29 protein-coding genes and 2 tRNA genes are annotated in these 25,694 nt (G+C 74.0%); 25 read left to right on the plus strand and 6 right to left on the minus strand.

Features of this window, described 5'->3' with window-relative positions; translation table 11 throughout:
- The first annotated feature begins 80 nt into the window (after nucleotides 1–80).
- The 11 genes from ACQUFX_RS00600 (at nucleotide 81) to ACQUFX_RS00650 (ending at nucleotide 14,943) form a co-directional block, all read left to right on the plus strand.
- Complete coding sequence (locus tag ACQUFX_RS00600; protein ID WP_428964069.1) at nucleotides 81–1,247, plus strand: inositol-3-phosphate synthase; 1,167 nt, start codon at nucleotides 81–83, stop codon at nucleotides 1,245–1,247.
- Complete coding sequence (locus tag ACQUFX_RS00605; protein WP_428964070.1) at nucleotides 1,231–2,187, plus strand: SCO3242 family prenyltransferase; 957 nt, start codon at nucleotides 1,231–1,233, stop codon at nucleotides 2,185–2,187. The genes ACQUFX_RS00600 and ACQUFX_RS00605 overlap by 17 nt, the downstream gene beginning before the upstream one ends.
- Complete coding sequence (locus ACQUFX_RS00610) at nucleotides 2,184–3,110, plus strand: sugar phosphate isomerase/epimerase family protein (protein WP_428964071.1); 927 nt, start codon at nucleotides 2,184–2,186, stop codon at nucleotides 3,108–3,110. Before ACQUFX_RS00605 ends, ACQUFX_RS00610 begins: the two co-directional genes overlap by 4 nt.
- Before the next feature lie 72 nt (nucleotides 3,111–3,182).
- Nucleotides 3,183–3,782, plus strand: a complete 600-nt coding sequence (locus tag ACQUFX_RS00615) for an EboA domain-containing protein (RefSeq protein ID WP_428964072.1) — start codon at nucleotides 3,183–3,185, stop codon at nucleotides 3,780–3,782.
- The gene (locus ACQUFX_RS00620) at nucleotides 3,782–4,633 is read left to right on the plus strand and encodes a TatD family hydrolase (protein ID WP_428964073.1); all 852 of its coding nucleotides are present in this window, start codon (nucleotides 3,782–3,784) and stop codon (nucleotides 4,631–4,633) included. Before ACQUFX_RS00615 ends, ACQUFX_RS00620 begins: the two co-directional genes overlap by 1 nt.
- Nucleotides 4,633–5,820, plus strand: coding sequence for a metabolite traffic protein EboE (gene eboE, locus ACQUFX_RS00625; protein ID WP_428964074.1), 1,188 nt, complete (start codon nucleotides 4,633–4,635; stop codon nucleotides 5,818–5,820). The genes ACQUFX_RS00620 and eboE overlap by 1 nt, the downstream gene beginning before the upstream one ends.
- Nucleotides 5,817–7,226 carry an alkaline phosphatase family protein gene (locus tag ACQUFX_RS00630; protein ID WP_428964075.1) on the plus strand — a complete coding sequence of 470 codons (1,410 nt, stop codon included), beginning with the start codon at nucleotides 5,817–5,819 and terminating at the stop codon, nucleotides 7,224–7,226. Before eboE ends, ACQUFX_RS00630 begins: the two co-directional genes overlap by 4 nt.
- Nucleotides 7,223–8,293 (plus strand): polyprenyl synthetase family protein, encoded by a 1,071-nt coding sequence (locus ACQUFX_RS00635; RefSeq protein WP_428964076.1) that lies wholly within the window; start codon nucleotides 7,223–7,225, stop codon nucleotides 8,291–8,293. Before ACQUFX_RS00630 ends, ACQUFX_RS00635 begins: the two co-directional genes overlap by 4 nt.
- A 347-nt stretch (nucleotides 8,294–8,640) precedes the next feature.
- A complete protein-coding gene (locus ACQUFX_RS00640; protein ID WP_428964077.1) occupies nucleotides 8,641–11,511 on the plus strand; it encodes a PQQ-dependent sugar dehydrogenase in 2,871 nt (956 codons plus the stop codon).
- Between the two features lie 66 nt (nucleotides 11,512–11,577).
- Nucleotides 11,578–13,695 (plus strand): ThuA domain-containing protein, encoded by a 2,118-nt coding sequence (locus tag ACQUFX_RS00645; RefSeq protein WP_428964078.1) that lies wholly within the window; start codon nucleotides 11,578–11,580, stop codon nucleotides 13,693–13,695.
- Between the two features lie 237 nt (nucleotides 13,696–13,932).
- Complete coding sequence (locus tag ACQUFX_RS00650; RefSeq protein WP_067367408.1) at nucleotides 13,933–14,943, plus strand: sugar phosphate isomerase/epimerase family protein; 1,011 nt, start codon at nucleotides 13,933–13,935, stop codon at nucleotides 14,941–14,943.
- 70 nt (nucleotides 14,944–15,013) lie between these two features.
- On the opposite strand, the gene ACQUFX_RS00655 is transcribed toward ACQUFX_RS00650, so the two are convergent.
- On the minus strand, nucleotides 15,014–15,418 hold the full coding sequence (locus tag ACQUFX_RS00655) for a hypothetical protein (RefSeq protein ID WP_428964079.1): 405 nt from the start codon (nucleotides 15,416–15,418) through the stop codon (nucleotides 15,014–15,016).
- Between the two features lie 328 nt (nucleotides 15,419–15,746).
- Between ACQUFX_RS00655 and ACQUFX_RS00660 the strand changes: the two genes are divergently transcribed.
- From ACQUFX_RS00660 to ACQUFX_RS00670, 3 genes are all read left to right on the plus strand, one after another.
- Nucleotides 15,747–15,822, plus strand: a tRNA-Asn gene (locus tag ACQUFX_RS00660).
- A gap of 299 nt (nucleotides 15,823–16,121) precedes the next feature.
- On the plus strand, nucleotides 16,122–17,360 hold the full coding sequence (locus tag ACQUFX_RS00665) for an NAD(P)/FAD-dependent oxidoreductase (protein WP_428964080.1): 1,239 nt from the start codon (nucleotides 16,122–16,124) through the stop codon (nucleotides 17,358–17,360).
- 205 nt (nucleotides 17,361–17,565) lie between these two features.
- A tRNA-Ile gene (locus ACQUFX_RS00670) sits at nucleotides 17,566–17,639 on the plus strand.
- 89 nt (nucleotides 17,640–17,728) lie between these two features.
- Here ACQUFX_RS00670 and ACQUFX_RS00675 read toward each other — a convergent pair.
- Nucleotides 17,729–17,968 (minus strand): hypothetical protein, encoded by a 240-nt coding sequence (locus ACQUFX_RS00675; protein ID WP_428964081.1) that lies wholly within the window; start codon nucleotides 17,966–17,968, stop codon nucleotides 17,729–17,731.
- 450 nt (nucleotides 17,969–18,418) lie between these two features.
- Entirely contained in the window at nucleotides 18,419–18,772 is a 354-nt protein-coding gene (locus ACQUFX_RS00680) for a GntR family transcriptional regulator (protein ID WP_428964082.1), read from the minus strand.
- A 150-nt stretch (nucleotides 18,773–18,922) separates the two neighbouring features.
- Between ACQUFX_RS00680 and ACQUFX_RS00685 the strand changes: the two genes are divergently transcribed.
- Nucleotides 18,923–19,120 (plus strand): hypothetical protein, encoded by a 198-nt coding sequence (locus tag ACQUFX_RS00685; protein WP_428964083.1) that lies wholly within the window; start codon nucleotides 18,923–18,925, stop codon nucleotides 19,118–19,120.
- A complete protein-coding gene (locus ACQUFX_RS00690) occupies nucleotides 19,117–19,272 on the plus strand; it encodes a hypothetical protein (protein ID WP_428964084.1) in 156 nt (51 codons plus the stop codon). The genes ACQUFX_RS00685 and ACQUFX_RS00690 overlap by 4 nt, the downstream gene beginning before the upstream one ends.
- A 55-nt stretch (nucleotides 19,273–19,327) precedes the next feature.
- Here ACQUFX_RS00690 and ACQUFX_RS00695 read toward each other — a convergent pair whose 3' ends face one another.
- Nucleotides 19,328–19,543: a hypothetical protein gene (locus ACQUFX_RS00695; protein WP_428964085.1), complete on the minus strand. Its 216-nt coding sequence runs from the start codon at nucleotides 19,541–19,543 to the stop codon at nucleotides 19,328–19,330.
- 132 nt (nucleotides 19,544–19,675) lie between these two features.
- Here ACQUFX_RS00695 and ACQUFX_RS00700 point away from each other — a divergent pair, with 132 nt between their 5' ends.
- The 6 genes from ACQUFX_RS00700 (at nucleotide 19,676) to ACQUFX_RS00725 (ending at nucleotide 23,961) form a co-directional block, all read left to right on the plus strand.
- A complete protein-coding gene (locus ACQUFX_RS00700; RefSeq protein ID WP_428964086.1) occupies nucleotides 19,676–20,851 on the plus strand; it encodes a helix-turn-helix domain-containing protein in 1,176 nt (391 codons plus the stop codon).
- A 14-nt stretch (nucleotides 20,852–20,865) separates the two neighbouring features.
- A complete protein-coding gene (locus ACQUFX_RS00705; RefSeq protein WP_428964087.1) occupies nucleotides 20,866–21,027 on the plus strand; it encodes a hypothetical protein in 162 nt (53 codons plus the stop codon).
- A gap of 11 nt (nucleotides 21,028–21,038) precedes the next feature.
- Entirely contained in the window at nucleotides 21,039–21,200 is a 162-nt protein-coding gene (locus ACQUFX_RS00710; RefSeq protein ID WP_428964088.1) for a hypothetical protein, read from the plus strand.
- A 74-nt stretch (nucleotides 21,201–21,274) separates the two neighbouring features.
- Nucleotides 21,275–21,646 carry a hypothetical protein gene (locus ACQUFX_RS00715; RefSeq protein ID WP_428964089.1) on the plus strand — a complete coding sequence of 124 codons (372 nt, stop codon included), beginning with the start codon at nucleotides 21,275–21,277 and terminating at the stop codon, nucleotides 21,644–21,646.
- A gap of 13 nt (nucleotides 21,647–21,659) precedes the next feature.
- On the plus strand, nucleotides 21,660–23,594 hold the full coding sequence (locus ACQUFX_RS00720; protein WP_428964090.1) for an FtsK/SpoIIIE domain-containing protein: 1,935 nt from the start codon (nucleotides 21,660–21,662) through the stop codon (nucleotides 23,592–23,594).
- A gap of 148 nt (nucleotides 23,595–23,742) precedes the next feature.
- Nucleotides 23,743–23,961, plus strand: a complete 219-nt coding sequence (locus tag ACQUFX_RS00725) for a hypothetical protein (protein ID WP_428964091.1) — start codon at nucleotides 23,743–23,745, stop codon at nucleotides 23,959–23,961.
- Nucleotides 23,962–24,027: 66 nt separating this feature from the next.
- On the opposite strand, the gene ACQUFX_RS00730 is transcribed toward ACQUFX_RS00725, so the two are convergent.
- Nucleotides 24,028–24,225, minus strand: a complete 198-nt coding sequence (locus ACQUFX_RS00730; protein WP_428964092.1) for a hypothetical protein — start codon at nucleotides 24,223–24,225, stop codon at nucleotides 24,028–24,030.
- Nucleotides 24,226–24,349: 124 nt separating this feature from the next.
- Between ACQUFX_RS00730 and ACQUFX_RS00735 the strand changes: the two genes are divergently transcribed.
- Nucleotides 24,350–24,601: a hypothetical protein gene (locus ACQUFX_RS00735; protein WP_428964093.1), complete on the plus strand. Its 252-nt coding sequence runs from the start codon at nucleotides 24,350–24,352 to the stop codon at nucleotides 24,599–24,601.
- 336 nt (nucleotides 24,602–24,937) lie between these two features.
- Nucleotides 24,938–25,150: a hypothetical protein gene (locus ACQUFX_RS00740; RefSeq protein ID WP_428964094.1), complete on the plus strand. Its 213-nt coding sequence runs from the start codon at nucleotides 24,938–24,940 to the stop codon at nucleotides 25,148–25,150.
- A gap of 73 nt (nucleotides 25,151–25,223) precedes the next feature.
- Here the strand turns inward: ACQUFX_RS00740 and ACQUFX_RS00745 are convergent, their stop codons facing one another.
- On the minus strand, nucleotides 25,224–25,478 hold the full coding sequence (locus ACQUFX_RS00745) for a hypothetical protein (protein WP_428964095.1): 255 nt from the start codon (nucleotides 25,476–25,478) through the stop codon (nucleotides 25,224–25,226).
- A 23-nt stretch (nucleotides 25,479–25,501) separates the two neighbouring features.
- Here ACQUFX_RS00745 and ACQUFX_RS00750 point away from each other — a divergent pair, with 23 nt between their 5' ends.
- Entirely contained in the window at nucleotides 25,502–25,690 is a 189-nt protein-coding gene (locus ACQUFX_RS00750) for a hypothetical protein (protein WP_428964096.1), read from the plus strand.
- The last annotated feature ends 4 nt before the right edge of the window (nucleotides 25,691–25,694 follow it).

Genomic DNA, 25,694 nt, shown 5'->3' on the forward strand with positions numbered 1-25,694 from the left:
CGCCGACTCCGACACCGACCGGTCCCCGGGGCCGTGGTCGATGGACGGGGCCCATCCGCACTGACTGGGGGAGGAGCACCATGCGTACTGGTGTCTGGCTGGTGGGGGCGCGCGGTTCCGTCGCGACCACCAGCATCGTCGGGGCGCTCGCCCTGCGGAGTGGGCTCACCGCGCCGATCGGCTGCGTGACCGAGCTGCCGCAGGTGCGTGGCCCCGCCCTGCCGTCCTTCTCCGACCTGGTCTTCGGCGGGCACGATCCGGTGCTCACGCCGCTGGCCAAGCGGGCCGAGGCCCTGGCCGCCGCGGGTGTGGTGCCCGGCCGGCTGGTCGCCGCGCTCGCCGACGACCTGGCCGTGGTGGAGGACGACATCCGTCCCGCGCCCAGCGGTGGGACGCCCGCCGAGCGGGTGGCCCGGGTGGTGGCCGACCTCGCCGACTTCCGTCGCCGGCACGACCTGGACCGGGTCGTGGTGGTCAACGTCTCCGCGACCGAGCCGGTGGTCACGCCGCACCCGGCGCACGCCGACCCGGCCGCGCTCGCCGCCGCCCTCGACGGGCCGGACGAGGTGCTGCCACCCAGCTCGCTGTACGCGTACGCGGCGTTCACCGCCGACTGCCCCTACGTGGACTTCACCCCGTCGACCGGAGCGCGGCTGCCGGCCCTGGCCGCGCTCGCGACGCATCGGGGCCTGCCGTACGCCGGGCACGACGGCAAGACCGGGGAGACCCTGGTCAAGTCGGTGCTCGCCCCGATGTTCGCGATGCGCAACCTCCAGGTGCGCTCCTGGTCCGGGATCAACCTGCTCGGCGGCGGCGACGGGGCCACCCTCGCCGACCCGGCCGCCAACGCGGCCAAGGTGGAGAGCAAGCAGCGGGTCCTCGGCGAGACGCTCGGCTACCACCCGCAGGGCGACACCCGGATCGACTACGTCGAGGAGCTGGGCGACTTCAAGACCGCCTGGGACCTGGTCACCTTCGCCGGTTTCCTGGGCACCGGGATGCGGCTGGAGTTCACCTGGCACGGCTGCGACTCGGCGTTGGCCGCCCCGCTGGTGCTCGACCTGGCCCGGATCACCGCCGCCGCGCACGCCGCCGGAGCCAGCGGCCCCCTCGCCGACCTGGCCTTCTTCTTCAAGGACCCGCTGGACGCGGCCACCCACTCGCTCGGCGAGCAGTGGACCCGGCTGTGCGGGTTCGTCGCGGGCCTGCACGCCGCCGCCGGAGGTACCGATGCCCAGGCTGGCTGACGTCGCGGAGCTGGTCCGGGCCCCGGCCGCGCTCTCCGTCCCCGGGGACGTGGTGGCCGGCGCCGCGGCGGCCGGCACGCTCGGTCCCCGCACGCCGGCCCTGGCCGGCGCCTCCGTCCTGCTCTACTGGGCCGGCATGGCCGCCAACGACTGGGCCGACCGGGACCTGGACGCGGTGGAGCGGCCGGAACGCCCGATCCCCAGCGGCCGGGTCAGCCCGACCGCCGCCCTCGGGCTCGCCGCCGGCCTGACCGCCGCCGGGGTCGCGCTGGCCGGCGCCGCCGGGGGCCGGCGGGCCGTGGCCGTCGCGGTGCCGCTGGCCGCCGCCGTCTGGGGGTACGACCTCAGGGCCAAGAACAGCGCCGCCGGGCCGCCGGTGATGGCGCTGTGCCGGGGCCTGGACGTGCTGCTCGGCGCGTCCGGCGGGCGGCCCGTGCGGGCGCTGCCGGCGGCGCTGACCGTGGCCGCGCACACCTGGACGGTCACCGCCCTGTCCCGCCGTGAGGTCAGCGGCGCGGACGCCGCGCTGCCGCTGGGCACCCTGGCCGGCACCGCGCTGGTCGCCGCCGCCGCCGGGCTGCCCCCGCGCGCCGCCGACCGGGCCACGGTGCCCGGGGCCGCCACCGCGTCCACGGTGGACGGTCAGGGGGCGTCGGGCCGGCGGCCGGGGCGCGGGAACGACCCGCTGGCGGTGGCCCGCACCGTGCTGCCGGCGGCGCTGGCCGCCTGGTACACCGCCCGGTACGGCACCGCCCAGGCCCGGGTGGTGGCCGAGCCCACCGCCGGCCGGGTGCGCGCGGCCGTGGGAGCCGGGATCACCGGGCTGCCCGCGTTGCAGGGGGCGCTGACCGCCCGCGCCGGAGCCGGCCTGCTCGGGGTGGCGGTGGCCGCCGCCGCGCCGCTGGCCCGCCGACTGGCCCGGAAGGTCTCCCCGACATGAGCGGGCCGGCGGGCGGACCCCCTACCCCCGGCGAGGCCGCCGGGCCCGACCCGGCCGGGCTGCGGTTCGGGTACGGGACCAACGGCTTCGCCAACCACCGGCTCGACGACGCGCTCGCCGTCCTGGCCGACCTCGGGTACCAGGGGGTCGCGCTCACCCTGGACCACGACCACCTCGACCCGTTCGCCCCCGGGCTGGCCGGGCGGGTGGCCGCCGTCCGGCGGCGGCTGGCCGACCTCGGCCTGGCCGTGGTGATCGAGACCGGCGCCCGGTACCTGCTGGACCCGTGGCACAAGCACGCGCCGACGCTGCTGCACGACGACCCGGCGCGGCGGATCGAGTTCCTGCGCCGGGCCGTGCGGGTCGGGGCCGACCTGGGCGCCGAGGCGGTCTCCTTCTGGGCCGGGGTGCGCCCGGCCGGGGTGGACCCGCAGGTCGCCTGGGACCGGCTGGTCGCCGGCTGCGCGGTCGCCGTCGAGGCCGCCGAGGCGGCCGGGGTGCCGCTCGGCTTCGAGCCGGAGCCGGGGATGCTGGTGGAGGACATCGCCGGCTGGCGGCGGCTGCGGGCGGCGCTGGGCGAGCCGGCGGCCTTCGGCCTCACCCTCGACATCGGGCACTGCCGCTGCCTGGAGCCGGTGTCCGTGCCGCAGTGCGTGTACGACGTCGGGCCGCACCTGGTCAACGTGCAGATCGACGACATGCGGCGGGGGGTGCACGAGCACCTGGAGTTCGGCACCGGCGAGATCGACTTTCCGCCCGTGCTGCGGGCCCTGGCCGACGTGGGCTACCGGGGCCTCGTCGCGGTGGAACTGCCCCGGCACTCGCACGCCGCCCCGAGCGTCGCGGCGACGTCGCTGGACTTCCTGCGCGCCGCCGAGCGTGCCGGCGCGGCGGCGGGCGGGGAGCCGACCCGGGCCCGCTGAGGCGGCGCGGGGACCTGAGCGGAACACCCCGGTTCGGCCACCGGCCGACCGGTACGAGGGGAGGACAGGCGGATGACACCGGACCGGCTGCGGGCCGCGTTGCGCGACGTACCCGATCCCGACTGGCTGGACGCGGCGCTGCGCCGGGTCGCGGACGAGCCGGCGAGCATCGACCGGTTCTTCCCGGCCGCCGGGCGGCGGTGCGGGCGTGGCCCGCTGCCCGACCTGCCCGGCTGGACGGCCGACGAGGCGGCCCGCGCGCTGCTGCTGACCGCGTTGCCCCGGGGGCACGCCGAGTACGCCGAGGCGCTCTACCGGCACGGTGACGCGGCCGAGAAGCGGGCCGTGCTGCGGGCCCTGCCGCTGCTGCCGATCGGCGCCGCCGGGGTGCCGCTGCTGCACGACGCGATCCGGACCAACGACACCCGGCTGGTGGCCGCCGCCCTCGGCCCGTACGCCGGGCACCTGGACCCGCCGTCCTGGCGGCAGGCGGTGCTCAAGTGCGTCTTCATGGACGTGCCCCTGGCCGAGGTGGCCGACCTCGACGACCGGGCGGACGGCGAGTTGGCGGCGATGCTCGCCGGGCTGGCCGCCGAGCGGCACGCCGCCGGTCGGCGGATGCCCGCCGACGCCACCGACCTGCTCGACCAGCTCACCGCCCGGGAGGCGTGATGCGCATCTTCGACCCGCACATCCACATGACCTCGCGCACCACCGACGATTACGAGCGGATGGCCGCCGCCGGGGTCCGCGCGGTGGTGGAGCCCGCCTTCTGGCTGGGGCAGCCCCGCACCAGCCCCGCCTCCTTCGCCGACTACTTCGACTCGCTGATCGGCTGGGAGCCGTTCCGGGCCGGGCAGTTCGGGGTGCGGCACCACGCCACCATCGCGCTGAACCCGAAGGAGGCCAACGACCCGCGCTGCCGGCCGGTGCTCGACCTGCTGCCCCGGTACCTCGACAAGGACGGGGTGGTGGCGGTCGGCGAGATCGGGTACGACTCGATGACCCCGGAGGAGGACGCCGCGTTCGCCGGGCAGCTCGCCCTGGCCGTCGCGTACGACCTGCCGGCGCTGGTGCACACCCCGCACCGGGACAAGGTCAAGGGCGTGGAGCGTACCCTGGCGGTGGTCGCCGAGTCCGGCATCGCAGCGGGCCGGGTGGTGGTGGACCACCTCAACGAGGTGACCGTGAAGCTGGTCCGGGACACCGGCTGCTGGCTGGGCTTTTCCATCTACCCGGACACCAAGATGTCCCCGCCCCGGATGGTGGAGCTGCTCAGGACGTACGGCACCGAGCGGATGCTGGTCAACTCGGCGGCCGACTGGGGGCGCTCCGACCCGCTGCTGACCCGGGCGACCGGGGAGGCGATGCTGCAGGCCGGCTTCACCGAGGACGACGTCGACCAGGTGCTCTGGCGCAACCCGGTCGAGTTCTACGGCCAGTCCGGGCGGCTGGACCTCAGCGACCTGGACGCCCCCGCCCCCACCTTCGAGGGCAACTCCATCCTGCGCGGCGGTAGCTGATGCGCCTGCGGCACGCCGACGGCAGCACCGTGCACCTCGGCTACTGCACCAACGTGCACCCGGCCGAGGACCTGCCCGGCATCCTGGGGCAGCTCGACACGTACGCGGTGCCGGTCCGCGAGCGCCTCGGCGGCGACCTGCTGGGGCTGGGGCTCTGGCTGGCCGCCCCGGTCGCCGCCGAGCTGGCCGCCGACGCGGGGCTGCGCCGCCGGCTGCGTACCGAGCTGACCGTCCGGGGGCTGGAGGTCGTCACCCTCAACGGCTTCCCGTACGCCGCGTTCCAGGCCCCGGTGGTCAAGGGCGCGGTGTACCACCCGGACTGGAGCACCGCCGAGCGCACCCGGTACACCCTGGACCTGGCCCGGGTCCTGGCCGACCTGCTGCCCGACGACGCCGGCCGGGGCTCGGTCTCCACCCTGCCGCTGGCCTGGCGGACGCCGTGGGACGCGGAGCGGGCCGACGCCGCCCGCCGCCGCCTCGACGAGCTGGCCGACGGGCTCGCCGCCGTGCAGCGGGAGACCGGCCGGGTGGTCCGGGTCGGCTTCGAGCCGGAGCCGGGCTGCGTGGTGGAGTCCACCGACCAGGCCGCCCGGCTGCTGTCCGGGCTGGACCCGCAGCGGCTGGGGATCTGCCTGGACCTGGCCCACCTGGCGTGCGCCTGGGAGGAGCCGGCCGCCGCCCTGGCCCGGCTGCGCGCGGCCCACCTCTCGGTGGTGAAGGTGCAGGTCTCCGCCGCCCTGGAGGCGGCCGACCCGACCGGTGGGGCGGACCCGCTGCGGCCCTGGGTGGAGCCCCGCTTCCTGCACCAGACCCGGGGCCCCGGCTGCGCCCACGCCGCCGACCCGGCCGACCCGGCGTACGCCGCCGACGACCTCGACGCCGCCCTGGACGCCCGGCTGCCCGGCCCGTGGCGGGTGCACTACCACGTGCCGCTGCACGCCCCGCCGGAGCCGCCGCTGACCTCCACCCTGCCGGTGCTGCGCGCCGCGCTGCGGGAGCTGTTCGCCGGCCCCACGGCCGGCTGCGACCACCTGGACGTCGAGACGTACACCTGGGGGGTGCTGCCGGCGGCGCGGCGGCCGGGCACCGACGCGGAGCTGGCCGGCGGGATCGCCGCCGAGCTGGCCTTCGCCCGCGACGAACTGGCCGCGATCGGCCTGGAGACTGCGTTGGAGGTAGGCACGTGAGCCGGAAACTGGTGGTGCTGGACGTGGTCGGGCTGACGCCCCGGCTGCTGGCGCACATGCCGAAGCTGCGGGCGGTCGCCGACGGCGGGTTCACCGCCCAGCTCGGCACGGTGCTGCCCGCGGTGACCTGCACCGTGCAGTCCACGTTCCTCACCGGGCAACTGCCCCGGGAGCACGGCATCGTCGCCAACGGCTGGTACTTCCGGGACCTGGGCGAGGTGTTCCTCTGGCGGCAGCACAACGCGCTGGTCCAGGGGGAGAAGCTGTGGCACACCGCCCGCCGCGCCCGCCCCGACTACACAGTGGCGAACGTCTGCTGGTGGTACGCGATGGGCGCGGACGTGAACTGGACGGTGACCCCGCGCCCGATCTACCGGGCCGACGGGCGCAAGGAGCCGGACTGCTACACCGACCCGCCGGAGCTGCACGACGCGCTCACCGACAAGCTGGGCACCTTCCCGCTGTTCAGCTACTGGGGGGCGAACGCCGGCATCCCCTCGTCGCGGTGGATCTGCCGGGCCGCCGAGCAGATCCTCGCCGAGCACTCGCCGGACCTGACCCTGGTCTACGTCCCGCACCTCGACTACGACCTGCAACGCTTCGGGGCCACCTCGCTCCAGGCCGCGGTCGCCGCCAAGGAGCTGGACGACGTGCTCGCGCCGCTGCTGGACGCGGCCCGCGCGGCGGACGCGACGGTGGTGGCGCTCTCCGAGTACGGCATCACCGACGCCTCCCGGCCGGTCGACGTCAACCGGCTGCTGCGCGCCGAGGGGCTGCTGCGGGTGTACACCCAGGACGGCATGGAGTACCTCGACCCGTGGACCTCCCGCGCCTTCGCGGTCGCCGACCACCAGGTCGCCCACGTCTACGTCAAGGACCCGGCCGACGTGCCGGCGGTGGCGAAGCTGCTGGAGGGGCTGCCCGGGGTGGCCGAGGTGCTGGACGCCGAGGGCAAGGCCGCGTACGGGCTGGACCACCCCCGCTCGGGCGAGCTGGTGCTGGTCGCCGAGCCGGACGCCTGGTTCACCTACTACTACTGGTTGGACGACGCCCACGCCCCGGACTTCGCCCGGCTGGTGGACATCCACCGCAAGCCCGGTTACGACCCGGCGGAGCTGTTCTTCGACCCGGCCAACCCGGGCGCGGCGAAGCTGCGGGCCGGGGTCGCCCTGGCCCGCAAGAAGGCGGGGATGCGGTACCTGATGAGCGTCGTCGGGCTGGACGCCGGGGCGCGGGCGGTGCGCGGCTCGCACGGCCGGCTGCCCGCCGATCCGGCCGACGGCCCGGTGCTGCTCTGCTCCGACCCGTCGGCCGCCCGGGAGTCGCTGGCGGCCACCGAGGTCAAGGGGCTGCTGCTGGAGCTGGCCGGGCTGGCGGGGGACGGGACACCCCGGGAGACGCCATGACCGTCACCGCGCCCCCACCCCTGGACGCCGGGCGGCTCCGGGCCCGGGTCGACGCCGAGCTGGCCGCGTTCCTGGACCGGCAGGGACCCGAGTGGCCCGACGGCGCGCCCCGGGGGGTCTTCACCGCCCTGCACCGGTTCGTCCTGGCCGGCGGCAAGCGGATCCGTCCCCTTTTCTGCTACTGGGGCTGGCGCGGGGCCGGTGGCGAGGACGGCGACGAGATCGTGGTGGCCGCCGCGGCGCTGGAGCTGTTCCACGCCTTCGCCCTGATCCACGACGACATCCTGGACGGCAGCGACCGGCGGCGCGGTGAGCCGTCGGTGCACCGGCTCTTCGCCGACCTGCACGCCCGCTCCGCCTGGCGGGGCGACCCGGAGGCGTACGGGCGCAACACCGCGCTGCTCTGCGGGGACCTCTGCGCCGCCTGGTCCGACCAGATGTTCCACGAGTGCGGGCTGACCATCGAGCAGGTGCACCGGGGGTACGCCGTCTTCGCCCTGATGCGGACCGAGGTGATCGCCGGCGAGTACCTGGACCTGGTCTCCGGGGTCGGCGACGGCTCGGTGGCCAGCGCGCTGACGGTGATCCGGATGAAGGCGGCCCGGTACACGGTGACCCGGCCGTTGCAGATCGGGGCGACCCTGGCCGGCGCGACGCCGGAGCTGGTGACGGCGCTGGCCGATTTCGGCGACCCGCTGGGCGACGCCTTCCAGCTCCGCGACGACGTGCTCGGGGTCTTCGGCGACCCGACCGTGACCGGCAAGTCGGTCCTGGACGACCTGCGCGAGGGCAAGCCGACGGTGATGATGGCGCTGGCCCGCAGCTCCGCCGACCGGTCGCAGAGCGCCCGGCTGCGGGAGCTGTTCGGCAACCCGGACCTCGACGCCGACGGGGCGACCGAGCTGCGGGAGATCATCGAGGCCACCGGCGCCCGGGAGAGGATCGAGCAGATGATCCGGGTCCGCACCGAGGCGGCGCTCGGGGTGCTGGACACCGCGCCGATCCACGGGGAGGCGCGCGCGGCGCTGGCCGCCCTGGCCGGGCACGTGGTCGACCGGCAGAACTGACCTGCTCCGCGCCGCCGGCCGGCGAACGTCGGGTCGGGTACCGGCCGGACGACGGTCTCGGGACTTTTGGCTGAGTCAGCGAAAGTCCGCGGCGACACATCGAAAGGTGTGGACATATCGATGGAAGGCATTTAGTGTCGTCGCTGTCACGCACCTGTTTCGTCGAGGTGAACCGGCGGCGCGGTAACCCATCGACCGGTGACCACCGAGCCTGCGGACCCCCTCCGTCGGTGGTCACGGCCCCCCGGGCGGCACCCGGTACGGGCCACGGGTCATCCGCAACGGCTTCCGGCGCGACGGCGCGCGCCCCGCCCTGGCACGTCAGGTCAGGAAGGGACAGCAGGACGATGTCCACCCCCACCCCCACCCCCACCACCCGAGCCCGCCGCTGGGCCGCCACCGGTGCCGCGCTGCTCCTCGCGGCCACCGCCGGCCCCCTCGCCCTGAGTGTCGCCCCCGCCCCGCTCGGCGGGGCGACGACCGCCTCGGCCCACCCGATCGCCGCCACCGACTTCCAGCAGGTCGAACTGGCCCGGGGCGTCGCCGAGGTCGGCGAACCGATGTCCCTGGCCGTGCTGCCCGACCGGTCGGTCCTGCACACCGCCCGCAACGGCACCGTCCGCCGCACCGACGCGGCCGGCACCACCACCGTCATCGGCACCGTGCCGGTCTACACCCACGACGAGGAGGGCCTGCAGGGCATCGGGGTCGACCCGAACTTCACCACCAACCGGCACGTCTACCTGTACTACGCCCCGCCGCTGGCCACCCCCACCGGGGACGCCCCGGCCACCGGCACCGACTTCTCCGCCTGGCAGGGCGTCAACCGGCTCTCCCGGTTCACCCTCGGCGCCGACTTCAGCCTCAACCAGGCCAGCCGGGTCGACGTGCTGGACGTCCCCGCCGACCGGGGCATGTGCTGCCACGTCGGCGGGGACATCGACTTCGACGCCGCCGGCAACCTCTACCTCTCCACCGGCGACGACACCAACCCGTTCGACTCCGCCGGGTACGCCCCGATCGACGAGCGGACCAACCGCAACCCGGCGTACGACGCGCAGCGCAGCTCCGCCAACACCAACGACCTGCGCGGCAAGATCCTGCGGATCAGGGTGAACGCGAACGGGTCGTACTCGATCCCGGCCGGCAACCTCTTCCCGCCCGGCACCGCCCGGACCCGGCCCGAGATCTACGCCATGGGGTTCCGCAACCCGTTCCGGATGAGCGTGGACAAGGCCACCGGCCACGTCTACGTCGGCGACTACGGGCCGGACGCCGGCACCACCAGCGCCACCCGGGGACCGGCCGGGCAGGTCGAGTTTAACCGGATCACCGCGCCCGGCAACTACGGCTGGCCGTACTGCACCGGCAGCAACACCGCCACCGAGACCTACACCGAGTGGGACTTCGCCGCCGGCACCGGCGGCGCGCGGTACGCCTGCGCCACCGGCCCCACCAACAACTCGTTCCGCAACACCGGCCTGAGCACCCTGCCCGCCGCCCGACCCGCCTGGATCCGGTACGGCGGCGACGCCGGCTCGCCACCGGAGTTCGGCGGCGGCTCCGAGTCCCCCATGGCCGGCCCGGTCTACCGGTACGACGCGGCCAACCCGTCGACCACGAAGTTCCCGCCGTCCTTCGACGGGCAGTTCTTCGCCACCGAACTCGGCCGGGGCTGGGTCAAGCCGATCCACCTCACCGCCGACGGCGCACCCGGCGTCATCGACGCCTTCCCCTGGGTGGGCAAGCAGGTGATGGACTCGGCCTTCGGCCCGGACGGGGCGTACTACCTGCTCGACTACGGCACCGGCTACTTCAACGGGGACCACAACTCGGCGCTGTACCGCTTCGACCACGTCGGTGGGGGCAACCGCGCGCCGACCGCCGTGGCCACCGCCGACCGGACCTCCGGGGCCGCCCCGCTCACCGTCGTCTTCTCCTCGGCCGGCTCGACCGACCCCGACGGCGGCGCGTTGACGTACTCCTGGGCCTTTGGCGACGGCACCACCTCGACGGCCGCCAACCCGACCAAGACGTACTCCGCCAACGGGCGGTACACCGCGACGCTGACCGTCCGGGACCCGCAGGGCGCGACCGGCACCAGCAGCGTGCAGATCACCGTCGGCAACACCGCCCCGACGGTCCGGATCGACGCCCCGGGCGAGGGCCGGCTCTTCTCCTTCGGCGACACGGTGCCGTTCCGGATCACCGTCACCGACCCGGAGGACGGCCCGGTCGACTGCGCCAAGGTCACGATGACCTACATCCTCGGCCACGACCAGCACGGCCACCAGATCACCGCGAAGAACGGCTGCACCGGGGAGATCACCGTCCCGGTCGACGGCGAGCACGACACGGCGGCGAACATCTTCGCCGTCTTCGACGCCGAGTACACCGACTCCGGCGGGCTGACCACGCACACCCAGCACATCCTCCAGCCCCGCCACCGGCAGGCCGAGCACTTCCGGACCGCCTCCGGGGTGAACGTCTTCGACAAGCCCACCGCCGAGGGCGGCCGGACCGTCGGCGACATCCAGAACGGGGACTGGATCTCCTTCCAGCCGTACCACCTGGGCGACGCCACCTCGTTCAGCGCCCGGGTCTCCTCCGCCGGGGCGGGCGGCACCCTCCAGGTCCGGGCCGGCTCCGCCACCGGGGCCGTCCTCGGGTCGGCGACCGTGCCGGTCACCGGCGGCTGGGACGTCTTCACCACGGTCACCGGGACGCTCGCCGGCGCACCCGCCGGCACCACCACCCTGTACCTCACCTTCGCCGGCGGGGCCGGCGCCCTGTACGACCTGGACTCGTTCACCTTCGCCACCAGCCCGAGCGGCAACCGGACCGGACCGGTGGTCGGGCTCGGCGGCCTGTGCCTGGACGTCCGCGGGGCGGGCACCGCCGACGGCACCCAGGTGCAGGTGCACACCTGCAACGGCACCGCCGCGCAGACCTGGACGGTGACCCCCGGCGGGCCGGTCCGGGCGCTGGGCAAGTGCCTGGACGTCTCCGGCGGCGGCGCGGCCGACGGGACGAAGATCCAACTCTGGACGTGCAACGGCACCGGCGCGCAGAACTGGTCGGCCCAGCCCGACCGCACCCTGCGCAACTCGGCCGCCGCCAAGTGCCTGGACGTGTCGAACAACAGCGCCACCAGCGGGCAGGCCGTGCACCTGTGGACCTGCCACGCCAACGCCAACCAGCAGTGGACCCTGCCCTGACGTGAAAGGAAGGGCCCCCTGTTAACGCATGTGGTTAAGAAGGGGCCCTTCCTTACACTGAGACCGATGGGAGAGCGACAGATGCGTCGACGTACCCGATCCCTGCTCGGTGTGGCCCTCGCCGGCCTCGCCGCCATCGCCTGCACCACCCCCGCCACCCCGGCCAGCGCCGCCGACGAGCCCTTCGACGTGCTGGTCTTCTCCCGCACGGCCGGCTTCCGGCACGACTCCATCCCGGTCGGCACGCAGACCATCCGGGACCTCGGCGCGGCCAACAACTTCACGGTCACCGCCACCGAGGACCCGACCACGTTCACCACCGGCACCCTGTCCCGGTACGAGGCGGTGGTCTTCCTCAACACCACCGGGGACGTGCTCAACGACAGCCAGCAGGCCGCCTTCGAGGCGTACATCGGCGCGGGCGGCGGCTTCGTCGGGGTGCACGCCGCCGCCGACACCGAGTACGGCTGGTCCTTCTACGGCAACCTGGTCGGGGCGTACTTCGCCGCGCACCCGGCGATCCAGCCGGCCACCGTGACCGTGCAGGACCGGGCCCACCCGGCCACCGCCCACCTGCCGCGCGCCTGGAACCGCACCGACGAGTGGTACGACTACCAGACCAACGCCCGCTCCACCGCCCGGGTGCTGGCCACGCTGGACGAGTCGTCGTACTCGGGCGGCCGGATGGGCGCGGACCACCCGCACGCCTGGTGCAAGACGTACAGCGGGGGCCGGTCCTTCTACACCGGCGGCGGGCACACCCAGGCGTCGTACGCCGAGCCGGCGTTCCGGGCGCACCTGCTCGGCGGCATCCGGTACGCGGCCGGCCGGGCCAAGGCCGACTGCCGCCCGGAGACCGGCTACACCCCCCTCTACGACGGCGCCACCACCGGCTGGTCGCAGGCCGGTCCGGGCGGCTTCACCAACGCCGACGCCACCCTCACCTCCACCGGCGGGATGGGGCTGTACTGGTACAGCGCGAAGCAGTTCACCAACTACTCGCTCAAGCTGGACTGGCGGATGGCCGGGGACGACAACTCGGGTGTCTTCATCGGCTTCCCGCCCTCGTCGGACCCCTGGTCGGCGGTGAACAACGGGTACGAGATCCAGATCGACGCCACCGACGCCGCCGACCGGACCACCGGCGCGGTCTACACGTTCAAGTCCGCCGACCTGGCGGCCCGCGACGCGGCGCTGAACCCGCCCGGCGAGTGGAACACCTACGAACTGCTGGTCGAGGGGGAGCGGCTGCAGATCCTCCTCAACGGTGTGAAGATCAACGACTTCACCAACACCGACCCGGCCCGCTCGCTCGCCGGCCACGTCGGCCTGCAGAACCACGGCGCGGACGACGAGGTGTCGTTCCGCAACGTCCGGATCAGGGAACTGGGCGCGCCGGGTGGGAACACCACCGTCCAGGCCGAGGCGTTCAGCACCGCCCAGGGCGTCTCCCCGTACGCCAAGGCCGGGGCCAACGGCGGACAGACCCTGGGGCACGTCGACCCGGGCGACTGGGCCGGCTACGCCGGGCTCGACCTGACCGGGGTGACCGCGCTGCGGGCCCGGGTGGTCTCCGGCGGGGCGGGCGGCACCATCGGGGTCCGGACCGGCTCACCCACCGGCCCCCTGCTGGGGCAGGTGGCGGTGCCGAACACGGGCGGCTGGAACACCTTCGCCGACGTCACCACCACCCTCACCGGGGTGCCGTCGGGCCCCCGCGACCTGTACCTGACCTTCACCGGGTCCGGCTCGGGGCTGTTCGACGTGGACGACGTCACCCTGGTCCGGGGCGGCGGCACCGGCGGCTCGGGCCCGGTGCGCGGCCTCGCCGGCAAGTGTCTCGACGTGCGCGGCGGGGCCACCGCCGACGGTACCCAGATCCAGCTCTGGACCTGCACCGGCGCCGCCGCCCAGACCTGGACGGTGACCCCGAACGGGCCGGTCCGGGCGCTGGGCAAGTGCCTGGACGTCTCCGGCGGCGGCGCGGCCGACGGGACGAAGATCCAGCTCTGGACGTGCAACGGCAGCGGCGCCCAGACCTGGTCCGCGCAGCCGGACCAGACGCTGCGCAACCCGCAGTCGGGCAAGTGCCTGGACGTGTCGGCGAACAGCTCCGCCGACGGCCAGCCGGTGCACCTGTGGACCTGTCACACCGGGGCGAACCAGCGCTGGACCCTGCCCTGACCGGCGGTCCACCCGGGGCGGGCTGGCCTTCCGCAACGGGCGGTGGTGGTCCTAGAGTGGAAGCGGCGACCGTCGAGGTGGCCGGTGACCCGGCGGGAGGCGCAACCCGCTGGGCCCAGGTGCGGACCGTCGCACCCACCGGTGCTCCGAGGCGGCAGCCGCCCACACCGGCCCGTCCCGGTCACCCTCGCCCCGGTCCGTACAGGAATCCCCCACACCCATAGGGGAGAAGGACACATGGCGCGACCCATCACGCTCTTCACCGGCCAGTGGGCCGACCTGCCGTTCGAGGAGGTCTGCCGGCTCGCCTCCGAGTGGGGCTACGACGGCCTGGAGATCGCCTGTTGGGGTGACCACTTCGAGGTCGACAAGGCACTCGCCGACGACTCGTACGTCGACCGGAAGCGGGAGACCCTGGCCAAGTACAACCTCCAGGTCTGGACGATCTCCAACCACCTGGTCGGCCAGGCGGTCTGCGACCACCCGATCGACGAGCGCCACCAGGACATCCTGCCGGCCGACATCTGGGGCGACGGCGAGCCCGAGGGCGTCCGCCAGCGGGCCGCCGAGCGGATCAAGGACACCGCGCGGGCCGCCGCGAAGCTCGGGGTGAAGACGGTCGTCGGCTTCACCGGCTCGTCGATCTGGCACACCCTGGCGATGTTCCCGCCGGTGCCGCCGGCCATGATCGAGCGGGGCTACCAGGACTTCGCCGACCGGTGGAACCCGATCCTGGACGTCTTCGACGAGGTGGGGGTCCGCTTCGCCCACGAGGTGCACCCCAGCGAGATCGCCTACGACTACTGGACCACCAAGCGGACGCTGGAGGCGATCGGGCACCGGCCGGCGTTCGGGCTGAACTGGGACCCGTCGCACTTCGTGTGGCAGGAACTGGACCCGGTGAACTTCATCTTCGACTTCGCCGACCGGATCTACCACGTCGACTGCAAGGACGCGAAGGTCCGTACGGGTGACGGCCGGCGCGGCCGGCTCGCCTCCCACCTGCCCTGGGCGGACCTGCGCCGGGGCTGGGACTTCGTCTCCACCGGCCACGGCGACGTGCCGTGGGAGGACTCCTTCCGGGCGCTGAACGCGATCGGCTACACCGGCCCGATCTCCATCGAGTGGGAGGACGCCGGCATGGACCGCCTCGTCGGCGCGCCCGAGGCGCTCCAGTTCGTCCGCCGGCTCGCCTTCGACGCCCCGTCGGCGGCGTTCGACGCCGCGTTCAGCAGCAACCGGGACTGAGTAGACCGACGGGCCGGACACCGCGAGGTGTCCGGCCCGTCGACACGTCGTGCCCGCCGCGTGGGGTCGGTCAGGGCGCGGTGCCGTTGGCGCCCGTCCCGGACGGCCTGGTCCGGGCGGTACCGCTGCCCGACGTCGACCCGGTGGACGTCGACCCGGTGGAACTGGCCGGGCTGTTCGCCTTCGCGCCGACGGTGGCCGGGGTGCCGGCGTGGGCGCTGTCGGCGGCGGTCAACTGCCCGCTGCCGTTGCTGGACAGCTTCTCGCCGAGCTTGGAGTGGTTGAGCCGGTCCTTGCCCTCGCTGTAGAGCCGGGTCGCCTGGGCCTGCGCGACCCCCGCCGCCTCCTGCACGGTGGGGTGGTCCAGCACCTTGCGGCCCCGGACGACCAGCTCTTCGTACTTCTCCCGGCCGGCACGGGCGCCCAGGACGAATCCCGCAGCCAGCCCGCCAAGGAACAAGATCTTTCCGCGCATGGCGGCTCCTTTCGTACCTGACGCACCGGTCGCCCGGCCGGGTACCCCGGCGGGAGCGACCATTTCGCGCCTACGTCCTCTGTCGGCAGCTAACTACCCATCCTTCTCCGCCGTCATACCTCCAGGCGCCAGGATGGCGATTTGTCCCGTTCTCCGGGCGCGGCGACCATGATCGGGAGCGGTCGGCCGTGGCTCCCCGGCAGCTCGTGGCAGTTCGCGGCCCCCAACCACGGTCGACCGGTAACCCCCTGGACCGAAACCCGGGGAAGTCCTGTACTCTTGTGCCGTCGCACGGTGCCGGAGAGATCCGGGGCCGAGCGGACAGCGGTCCCCCGTAGCTCAATTGGCAGAGCAGCCGGCTGTTAACCGGCAGGTTTTTGGTTCGAGTCCAAACGGGGGAGCCATCCCACCACATGCCCGTCGGCCCCGCCGACGGGCATCGTCGTCTCCCACCACAGCCGCCCCACCCCTCGCCCGCCTTGCCCGCCCGCGTGGTGGCCGGCGTGGCCGTCGTGCCCGAGGTGGCGGGCCTGCTGGGATGTTTGACCGGTTCCAGGTCCTTACCGTCGCCAGAATGAGTACGTAACGGAGTCGCCACTCGGCGATCTTGCAGGTGCGGCCCCCGGGATGCGGCTTCTGCGGCATATGCGGGGGCCGTACGTGCAAGATCGCGCGGGGCAGGGGGCGCGGGGCTAGGGGGCGGGTGGGTGTGGAGACGGATGTGGTGATCGTGGGTGGGGGGTTGGCTGGGCTGGCCGCTGCTCGGCGGTTGCATCGGGCCGGTGTGCCGTGGCGGTTGCTGGAGGCCGCCGATCGGCTGGGTGGTCGGGTCGCGACCGACGCGGTGGACGGGTACCTGCTGGATCGGGGGTTCCAGGTGCTCAACACCGCGTACCCGAGGCTGGGCGGCCTGCTGGACACGGGGCGGTTGGGGCTGGGCTGGTTCACCTCGGGTGTGGCGGTGCGCCGGGGGGAGCGGCTGCACCGGCTGGTCAACCCGGTCCGCGAGCCGGCCGGGGCGGTGCCCGGTGTGCTGGACGGGGTCGGCTCGCTGGCCGACCGGCTCCGGTTCGCCGCGCTCGCCGCCGGCTGCGCCACCCTGCCGGCCGACCGGCTGCTCACCGCCCCGGAGACCAGCACCGACCAGGCGCTGCGCCGGGCCGGCCTCTCCGCGGCGTTCGTCGAGGAACTGCTCCGGCCGTTCCTCTCCGGTGTGCTGGTCGACCGGGAACTGGAGACCTCCAGCCGGGTACTGGCCATGGTGTTGCGCTCGTTCGCGCGGGGCCGGGTCGGCGTGCCGGCCGAGGGGATGGGGGCGCTGCCCCGGGCCGTCGCCGGCCCGCTCCCCGCCGACCTGATCGAGACGAACACGCCGGTCGCCGAGGTCGCGCCCGGCCGGGTCCGCACCCAGGCCGGCGACCTCCGCTGCCGGGCCGTCCTGGTCGCGGTCGACCCACCGACGGTCCGTACCCTGCTGCCGGCCCTGCCGACGGTACGCATGCACGGGTACACGACGTACTACCACAGCACCGACGAGGCACCGCTTGACGAGCCGATCCTGCTGCTCGACGGCGACCGTCGGGAACTCGTCGCCAACACGGTGGTGGTCAGTCGGGCCGCGCCCACGTACGCCCCGGCGGGGCGGCACCTGGTGGCCACCTCGGTGGTCGGCCCCTCGGCGCCACCCGAGTCGACCGTACGGTCGGAACTGGCCCGGCTCTACGGCCGGTCCACGGCTGGCTGGACCCACCTGCGTACCGTCTCGATCCCCGCCGCGCTGCCCGCCACGCCACCCCCGCAGGGCCGGCTGCGCAAGCCGGTCTCCCTCGGCGACGGCCGGTACGTCGCCGGCGACCATCGGGACAGCCCCTCCATCCAAGGGGCCCTGGCCAGCGGCTGGCGGGCGGCGGGGGCGATCCTCGCCGACCTGCGGGCCGGCTGACACCGTCGGACCGGCCGCCGAGCCGGGCGCACCGGTCATCCCGGTACGGATGCGCACTGTTATCCTCGCGTTGCCCACCGTGCGGATCGTCGCGGGTGTCGCGCTGGACGGCGCGTCCCTGGTCGCGCGTGGGCGAGGGCTCGTCCGCCCCCTAAGGCGGTGGCTGTGATCGACTGGCCGGGTTAGGATCCGGCGCACGAAACAGGGGGCGGTAGCTCAGCGGGTTAGAGCAGGGGACTCATAATCCCTCGGTCGCGGGTTCGAGTCCCGCCCGCCCCACCGCGTTCTACAAGGAAAAACGGCCCCTCGGACATCGATCCGAGGGGCCGCTGCTCATCGTGTGGGGACATCCTGGGGACAGATGGGCCTTAGTGGCCAGGCTCCCGGAGGGCCGCCGCGAGCGTGTCGATGGTCCGCTGGACCCCCGACACGCGACCTGCGGTCCAGACGCCGACCTGGATCAGGGCCAGACCGACAACGGCCGGAACGAGGAGCTTGGGCGTCACGGTGTGGATGAGGAAGGCGGCGACCGTGAAGGTGGCGATGAGCAGCGCGCCGAGGGTGATGAGGGTGGTGGCGACGGCCATTGGGCCGAAGCGGCGGTGCATGTGCGTCTCCGATCGGTAGAGCGAACGAGTGATCGGAGGTCGGCTCGCGGGTCCGGCCTCCCGGGCCCGGCGCCGTCGCGGGCGGTCGGCCGGGCCTTACGGGGTGGTGCATCGACGATCAGTACGGTGGGCGGGACTGTCCCTTGGTACCTCTGCCCTGCCCGCGGGGGTGATTAGGAGATCACTGTACGAGATTCGTGCATCTCTCGCGGACCACTTACCCTGACCGATTGGTCAGGCTGATCACGAGACGTGAGGGGTTCGATCTATGCCGTAGTCATGCATAGACGGCGCACTATGCAGAGTAGGGCCGAATCGGTCAATTCGACCGTCGTACGTGTGTACGATATGCGGATGCGCCCAAAACGGGCATTCATGATGAGCGGATCGTGACGGGACGGGCGTGTCGGGCAGATCAGGACCCGATCAAGATCGACGATCTTGGGATGCTCAGGCGGACGTGAACCTGGTCCGGTCCGCGCGGTAGATCCTTGACCGGCCCCCGATGGACACCTCGGCCACCGCGACCACCATCGACAGCGGCAGCCCCAGGTCGTATCGGTCCTGCTCAGTGGCCTGGCGGATGTCCAGTGTCGCCCCCCGGGGCAGCCGGACGGTCTCGATCTCGCCGCCGTCGTCGCGCTCCAGCACGACCGGACCGTAGCCCTGACGTACGACGATCCAACCCTCCCCGACCAGCACGTCCAGGGCGCGGCGGGCGGTGATCCGGTTGATACCGAACTCCTGGCTGATGTGCAGGGTGGACGGTACGCCCTGACCTGCGCGGATGCGCTCTTTCAGCACGTCAGCGACCTGCCGGTAAACGGGGCGGTCAGCGCCCGGGTTGATCACTAGTAGACGGTAGGTCGCGCGACTCACCGAGGGAGTTAGGTAGTCATGTAGGCATGCAGGCCTACGCTGCGGGGAGTGACTACCCCTACGCAGGGAGGCACCATGCGCGAGCGCCCCACCGACGGCCCCTGCCCCGGCGCGCACCCGGTCCCCGGTGGCCCGCCGCCCCTCCCCGACGGCCAGGGCGTGCCCATCCCGCCCCGCCCGACCTCCCCGCCGGTCACCCGCTGGCAGTACGCCTACGGCGTGCTCTGCGCCGTCGTGGTCCTGGTCCTGCTCGTGGTCGGCGTCGTCTGGTGACCCGGATGGACGTGGTGCTCAGCCCCGAGGTGGTCCGGTCCGCCGTCCGCCTCACCCTGGCCGCGCACCGGGGCGGTCGCCGGTGCCGGCACTGCACGGCGTCCGCCTGCGAGCAGCTCGCCTGGGCGCGGTCGGAGGCGGGGCGGCCCTGACCCTGGACGCGAGACAGCCCCCGGCCGGCGTGGTCGGGGGCTGCGGTGTCTGGGGCTACTGCTCCGGCCGGCCGGCTTTCCGTTCCACCACCGACCGCCGGAGCTGGTATAGGCCCCGGGTCGACAGCGGCTTGTGCCGCCAGCCCTCACCCTCGGCACCCCACTCCCGGGCGCGCTGCTCCTCGTCCTGGAGGGAGCGCTGAACGGTGCGCTCGGAGACCTCCAGCAGCTCGGCCGCCTCTCGTGGGCTGATCCATACGCTGCTGTTCACCCTGCGCTCCCCGATTCGACGACGTCTCCTTCGGGATGATCTCACGCCAGTCGCGCCACTGATAGCCACGCCGACACGCTACGTCAGTCACGACACTTGCGCCAGAAGCGACAGACACGCCATGATGGCGGCATGAAGACGACCGAGACCGCCGAGCAGCTCGCCGAGCGCCTCGCCGAAGAGCGGGCCGTCATCGACGTGCAGCGCACCGACCAGCGCGAGCGCCGCCGCCTCGACGCCGAGCACCGCGACGCCCTCGCCGACCTCGACGAGACCTCCACCAGCCGCCGGCGTGCCCGCCGTGAGCGCGACCGCGACGAGACCGAGGGCGCGGAGCTGGCCGCCCTGTACCGGCGGGCCGCCCGGTCCGGCACCCGCGCCCGCATCCGCGCCGACATCCAGCGGTCCGCGGAGGTGCGGGCGCTGCGGGTCGCCGGGGTCCGCCGGTACGCGCTGCTGGCCGGCCTGCCCCTGGTGGCCGGGTTCGCCGCCTACTCCACGCCCGGTGTGCAGCGGGGCATGGTGACGCTGCTGGGCCTGGAGAAGCACTCGGCCGGCTGGTGGGCCGCGTGGGCGGTGGAGCCGCTGCTGATCGCGGTGGCCGTCGGGATCATCCTCGCCGGGTCGGTGCTGCGGATGTCCGGCGGGCAGACTGACTGGCGGGCGGGGGTGGCCAAGTGGGGCGCGCTGAGCTTCTCGGTGCTGCTGAACCTGCTCGGCGGGTGGACCGGCCAGCACGACCGGGTCGCGGCCGTCGGCGAAGCCCTGGCGCACTCGGTGGGGGCGATCGGCGCGGCCGTGGTCGCCTGGCTGATCGGGGTCCTCGTCGACTACGCCAGCAAGGCGAAGCCGTGGGCTGACGCGCCCCGGATCGCCGACCTGGACCTCACCGCGCCGCTCGTGACGCACCCCGCGCCGGCCGCCGCTGACGCGCTCCCGGCCCTGCCGGTGACGCAGCCGGCAGGGCCGGTTGACGCGCCCGTGACGCAGCCCGGTGACGCACCGGTCGAGCAGCCCGCGTCACCCGCCCTGCCTGCGGTGACGCACCCCGTGACGCAGCCAGCAGCGCGCACCCTGACGCGCCTCGACGCGGGGGCCCGACGCACCCGCGAGGTGGTGATGCGGCGCCCAGTGAGCGCCCCGCCTGCCGACCGTGACGCGGCCCTGGCGCAGGCCGCCGACGCGGTGCTGACGCGGCGGGTGTCGATCCGTGGCGCGGCCCGTGACGCGGACGTGCCAGAGGCGACGCTGCGCCGCCACGTCAAGCAGCTCACCGAGACCAAGCCCGTCAACGGCCACACCCACTGACCCGAGGAGTCCTGATGACCGAGCCCAAGCGCTGCCTCCAGGGCGGCTGTGAGGTCGAGCTGCCCGACGTGCCCGCCGACCCGAACTGGCCGGAGCACTGCGCCCAGCACGCCGCCAGCAAGGGGCCGGGAGCCGCGGCGATCCGGTCCCTCCTCCGCCGCTCGATCGGCCGCTGAGGAGGCCCGCCATGACCCGCTACCTGATCACCGGCACCGTGCCGGCCGGCTCCCCGGCCACCGCGCTGACCGGCCGCACCGTCACCCTGCCCGCCACCAGCCTCGGCGACGTGGCCGCCCGGCTCGCCGAGGCCACCCGCGCCGGCATCCGCGCCCGGATCACCACCCAGTAGACCGCGGTGCCCGGCCAGCACCTCCTACAGCCCGGCCGGGCCCCGCACCACCTCACCAAGGAGGCACCACCAGCATGACGCAACCCCAGCAGCCCGGCGGCAACCGCTACTTCGTGTCCGCCGACGCGATCACCGACAACGTCGCCCTCCTGGAGTGGTGCGAGAACACCCGCAGGGTCATCCACGCGGGCGCCCTGGAGCTCGGGATCGTCGCCAGCGAGATCGACGCCCGACTCCGCGCCGTCAACCCGGGCTTGGTCGGCGGCATGTCCGGCCGGGCCCGCGCCCGGCAGGTCGCCCGCCCGATCCAGCAGGCGTCCGAGTCCCTGGTCATCGCGTCCCGGTACATCGTCACCGCCGCCACCCGCTTCCAGGCCGTGTACCTGCCGGAGCTGGAGGCCGCCGGCCACAAGCCGCGCCGCAACGACTTCCGCTTCAAGGCCTGACGAGGAGCCAGCCATGGGTAAGACCACGACCCGGATGCCCCGCAACGCCGGCTACGACGGCGTCTCCACCAGCGCCCACACGGTGCGGATCCCGCTGTGGCCGTACCTGGTCACCCCGGCCGGGGCCGCCGGCCTGTGGCTGGCCTCGGCCGGTGCGCACGCCTACTGGGCCGACAGCGCCCCCGTCGCCGGAGCCGCCGCCGCCGGGCTCACCCTCGCCGGCACCGCGCTGACCGGGTTGACCTGGCGGGCCGCCGCCGCCCGGGGCATCGTCCGGCAGGCCGTGTCCACGCTGACCTGCGTGGCCGCCAGCACCTGGACGATCGGGGCGATGCTGTCCGGGCCGTGGTCCCGCCCGTGGCTGGACATGTGGCTGATCGGGGCCCCCACCGCCAGCATCGCCATGGCCGCGATCCGGGTGCTGCGGTCCGGGCAGAGCGGCGAGCAGCAAACCGAGCAGGGCGGTGGCCTGGCCGAGGCGGTCAAGACTCTGCGCGGCGCCCGCCTCGGCCGCACCCAGATCGTCGGGGCCAAGGCGAGCATGCCGGTGCGAATGGAGCCGGGCACGCCGATCAGCGAGCTGGCCGGCGACCGGGAATCCCTCGCGTCGGCCCTGGACGTGGCCCCCACGGCGGTGCGGGTCATCGCCGACCCCGACTCGGCCCAGCGCGGCCGGGTCGAGGTCGTGCCCGTCGACCAGCTCCGCACCGCCAAGCCGTGGCCGGGCCTGTCCGCACCGAACGAGTCGATCGCCGCGCCGATCGAGCTGGGCGTGATGGAGGACGGAGAGCCGCTGCTGATCTGGCTGCCCGGGGACCACGCCGCCAGCCGCAACGCCGCCCACTACCTGGTCGTCGGCATGTCCGGAGCCGGGAAGACGGAACTGCTGCTCACCCTCGCCGCCGAGGTGCTCTCTCGGCACGACGCAGAACTGTGGTTCGGGGACCCCCGCAAGGGGGCCCAGTTGCCGGAGTGGCTGCGGCGCGGCGCCACCCGGGTCGCCACCACCGAGGACGAGGTCGAGGACATGCTCGACGCCCTCCACCAGGACGTGGCGCGGCGGGCGAAGTGGCTCGGCGACCGGAAGTTCAAGCAGTGGACGCCGGAGGCCGGGCGGCAGGGCCTGCGCTACCGGGTGGCGGTGGTCGACGAGGCCGCGCAGGTGTCCGCCGGGAACAGGGCCATCACCGACCTGACCGAGGAGTGCCGGTCGGTGGGCATCAGCCTGCTGTTCGGCCTGCAAAGGGCCTCGTACGACCGGTTCCCGACCAGCGCCCGCGCGAACATCGGCGGGTCGCTGTGCCTGGGCGTCGAGTCCGCCGACGACGCGGATATGGCCCTGGCCGAGCGGACGCTGCGGGCCGGGGCTGCGCCGTGGGAGTGGAAGGCCGACCGGCCGGGCTGCCTCTACGCCGAGGTGCCCGGCACCGACCCGACCCGCTGGGTGCTGCCCGGACGCACCTACCTGGTCGACGAGGACGACCGGGCCTCGGCGGTGGCCGCCTGCCGCACCGTCCCGCCGGTCGCGCCGGCTACCACCCCCCGCCCCGAGGAGCCGCCCGTGGTCCAGCAGCCCGCCGACGACGAGGCCCAGGAGGAGCGCCAGCTCAACCGGGCGCTCAACCTCGCCGAGCCGCCGGACGACATCGACCCGACCCAGCCCATCGACATCCCCGCCGACATGCCCCGGCTGGCCTTCGGACAGCTCCGCACCCCGCCCATGAAGACCGAAGAGGCCCGGGCATGGATGCGGGACTACCTGCTCCGGCTGCACGCCGCCGGCACCGACACCATCGCCCCGTCCGAGCTGGGCGACGTCATGGAGGCCACCGGCCTCACCAGTAGCTGGATCCAGTCCGAGCTACGCCGACTGTGCAGCGGCCCGGACGCCCTGCTCCAGAAGCCGTCACGGGGCGTCTACAAGATCCGCGTACCCCAACCGGCGTGACAACCAGTGACCACAGCCCCGATCGTGCGGACGGTACGGACGCTCCGCACGATCGGGGCCGGGTCCAGATAGAGGGGCGTACGGACGGCGTACGCACGCCCGGTGTACGGACGGTCCGTACGCCACCAGGAGACACGGAGAGTGAGACATGAGGGCCATGGTCATCGCCTACGGGGCGGGGATCGCGACGGGCGCGCTGGTCACCTGGGAGGCCGCGCGGCGGTGGGAGCGGGCGGCCTGGGCGTGGTCCTGGGCCGCCGGCTGGCTCGGCGAGGCGATGTGGCTCGCCCGGGAGGCCGCCGGCTGGATCGTGGTCGTGCTGGTGGTGCTCGGCGGTGCCGGTGCGCTGGTGTGGCTGGCGCTCTGACCCAGGTACGACGAAGCGGCCCCGCCCCCGGTGAGGGGAGCGGGGCCGCAGTGCGTTTGGGCGGGGCTACGCGGGGTCGATCCCGGCGGCGCGGCAGATCTGCCTGACGCGCTCCCGGGTGTACCCGCTCGCCTTGACGATGTCGCCCTGCTTGCGGCCGGCTCGGGCGGCGGCGACGACCAGTTCGGCGAGGCGGGCGCGGGTGGCCTCGTACGCGGCCTTGGCGGCGGCGTGCTCGCGGCCGGCGGTCTCCAGTTCGTCCATGCGTCGAGTGTGACACAACCGACTTGGCAAAACAAGTTGGCCTAGCCCCTTGCGTGATGCCAAGTGGCTATGCCAAACTTGTTGGCAGAGGGGCAAGCGAGACAGCGAGCGAGGGAGACACGAGATGGCCACCACCACCCGGACCCGGATGACCTACAGCGAGATCGAGACCGAGATCCAGGCCATGAGCGTCGAGCAGGTCCTCTCCACCCGCTGCCGCCACTGCCGCAACACCGGCTGGATCGTGTGCCCGGACCACTGCGCCGAGGGCAACTACACCACCGACCCCGAGACCGGCTACCGGTGGTGCCACACCTGCGACACCGCCGAGGAGCGGGCCCCGAAGACGAGCTGCCCCTGCGCCAACCTGGACTGACCGGGCGGGGGCCGGGGAGACCCGGCCCCACCGGCACGCCCGGTCAGACCAGCCGGAAACCGCTTTCCCCCGCCCGCCCTACCACGCCGCCCGCATGATCAGGCGTCTGTCCACAGCCCGGCCGTCATCCACAGCCCGCCCCGCCCGCGGTTGCTCCCCGCCCCGCCGCCCCGGCACGCTGGCCCCGTCGGCGCGGCCACCCTCGAGCCGACCTTCTCTCATCAACTGGAGCCGTCGCGTGACCATACCACTACCTAGCGTGGCCTCCGTGTCGGCGCGGTGACCGACGCACAGGCTGTCCGACCAGCGCGGGGCAGGCGGCGGCACCCTGCACCCATGACCCCCACCGAGTCCATGGCCCACGGCGTCGCCCTCCTCACTCTCGTGCAGCAGGGCGAGATCGACGCCTTCAACGGTCTGGTCGCCCGCGAGCCGGAGGCCGCCATCCCCGGTCTGGTCGCCGTCGCGCTGGCCCTGCTGGAGACGACCGCCCTGCACACCGCCCGGACGCCCGAGCGGGTGCCTGCCCGGTGCCCGGCTGCCGGGTGATGGGCCGGCAGTGGCGGTGCCGCCGGCAGGGATGCGGGCTGGTCACCCAGGACCGGCACCGGTGCGAGCCCCGTCAGGCCGGGCAGTCGTAGAGCCGACGCAGGTAGCGGATCTGCTCCGCGATCTCCCTGCCCGCCGGGGTCTGCGGCGGTGCCTGCCGGTAGGCGCTGTCGAACGCGATGACCAGGGCACACGAGCGGGCCTGCGCCTCCGCCCGCGCCTCCTCGGCAGCCCGCAGCGCCCGGCCCGCGACGGCCACCGCCACGCCGAGCGCCACCACGGCGGTCACGAGCACCACCAGCAGCACCCGCCAGCCGCGCTCCGTCACCGCACTCACCCGCCCCGGATCAGGTGGCTGGCGACGATGAGGACGGCGGCGACGGCGAGGGCTGCGACGGTGAGCCAGACCCGCTGGACGTGCTCTCGCCCGTCTCCCGCCGCAGCCCCAGGACGCCGCCCACCGCCGGGCCGGTCAGCAGCGTGACGGCCGCCAGCAGCAGCGCCTCGGACGGGACCGCCGCGACCCACGTCTGGTGGTAGATCA

Origin of the sequence: Micromonospora fluostatini (assembly GCF_050410825.1) — a bacterium.
Taxonomy (GTDB): domain Bacteria; phylum Actinomycetota; class Actinomycetes; order Mycobacteriales; family Micromonosporaceae; genus Micromonospora; species Micromonospora rosaria.

Coding starts and splice junctions, on each gene's coding strand:
- ACQUFX_RS00600 (WP_428964069.1), top strand. CDS start 81: ATGCGTACTGGTGTCTGGCTGGTGGGGGCGCGCGGTTCCGTCGCGACC.
- ACQUFX_RS00605 (WP_428964070.1), top strand. CDS start 1,231: ATGCCCAGGCTGGCTGACGTCGCGGAGCTGGTCCGGGCCCCGGCCGCG.
- ACQUFX_RS00610 (WP_428964071.1), top strand. CDS start 2,184: ATGAGCGGGCCGGCGGGCGGACCCCCTACCCCCGGCGAGGCCGCCGGG.
- ACQUFX_RS00615 (WP_428964072.1), top strand. CDS start 3,183: ATGACACCGGACCGGCTGCGGGCCGCGTTGCGCGACGTACCCGATCCC.
- ACQUFX_RS00620 (WP_428964073.1), top strand. CDS start 3,782: ATGCGCATCTTCGACCCGCACATCCACATGACCTCGCGCACCACCGAC.
- eboE (WP_428964074.1), top strand. CDS start 4,633: ATGCGCCTGCGGCACGCCGACGGCAGCACCGTGCACCTCGGCTACTGC.
- ACQUFX_RS00635 (WP_428964076.1), top strand. CDS start 7,223: ATGACCGTCACCGCGCCCCCACCCCTGGACGCCGGGCGGCTCCGGGCC.
- ACQUFX_RS00640 (WP_428964077.1), top strand. CDS start 8,641: ATGTCCACCCCCACCCCCACCCCCACCACCCGAGCCCGCCGCTGGGCC.
- ACQUFX_RS00645 (WP_428964078.1), top strand. CDS start 11,578: ATGGGAGAGCGACAGATGCGTCGACGTACCCGATCCCTGCTCGGTGTG.
- ACQUFX_RS00650 (WP_067367408.1), top strand. CDS start 13,933: ATGGCGCGACCCATCACGCTCTTCACCGGCCAGTGGGCCGACCTGCCG.
- ACQUFX_RS00655 (WP_428964079.1), bottom strand. CDS start 15,418: ATGCGCGGAAAGATCTTGTTCCTTGGCGGGCTGGCTGCGGGATTCGTC.
- ACQUFX_RS00675 (WP_428964081.1), bottom strand. CDS start 17,968: ATGCACCGCCGCTTCGGCCCAATGGCCGTCGCCACCACCCTCATCACC.
- ACQUFX_RS00685 (WP_428964083.1), top strand. CDS start 18,923: ATGCGCGAGCGCCCCACCGACGGCCCCTGCCCCGGCGCGCACCCGGTC.
- ACQUFX_RS00700 (WP_428964086.1), top strand. CDS start 19,676: ATGAAGACGACCGAGACCGCCGAGCAGCTCGCCGAGCGCCTCGCCGAA.
- ACQUFX_RS00705 (WP_428964087.1), top strand. CDS start 20,866: ATGACCGAGCCCAAGCGCTGCCTCCAGGGCGGCTGTGAGGTCGAGCTG.
- ACQUFX_RS00710 (WP_428964088.1), top strand. CDS start 21,039: ATGACCCGCTACCTGATCACCGGCACCGTGCCGGCCGGCTCCCCGGCC.
- ACQUFX_RS00715 (WP_428964089.1), top strand. CDS start 21,275: ATGACGCAACCCCAGCAGCCCGGCGGCAACCGCTACTTCGTGTCCGCC.
- ACQUFX_RS00720 (WP_428964090.1), top strand. CDS start 21,660: ATGGGTAAGACCACGACCCGGATGCCCCGCAACGCCGGCTACGACGGC.
- ACQUFX_RS00725 (WP_428964091.1), top strand. CDS start 23,743: ATGAGGGCCATGGTCATCGCCTACGGGGCGGGGATCGCGACGGGCGCG.
- ACQUFX_RS00730 (WP_428964092.1), bottom strand. CDS start 24,225: ATGGACGAACTGGAGACCGCCGGCCGCGAGCACGCCGCCGCCAAGGCC.
- ACQUFX_RS00735 (WP_428964093.1), top strand. CDS start 24,350: ATGGCCACCACCACCCGGACCCGGATGACCTACAGCGAGATCGAGACC.
- ACQUFX_RS00740 (WP_428964094.1), top strand. CDS start 24,938: ATGACCCCCACCGAGTCCATGGCCCACGGCGTCGCCCTCCTCACTCTC.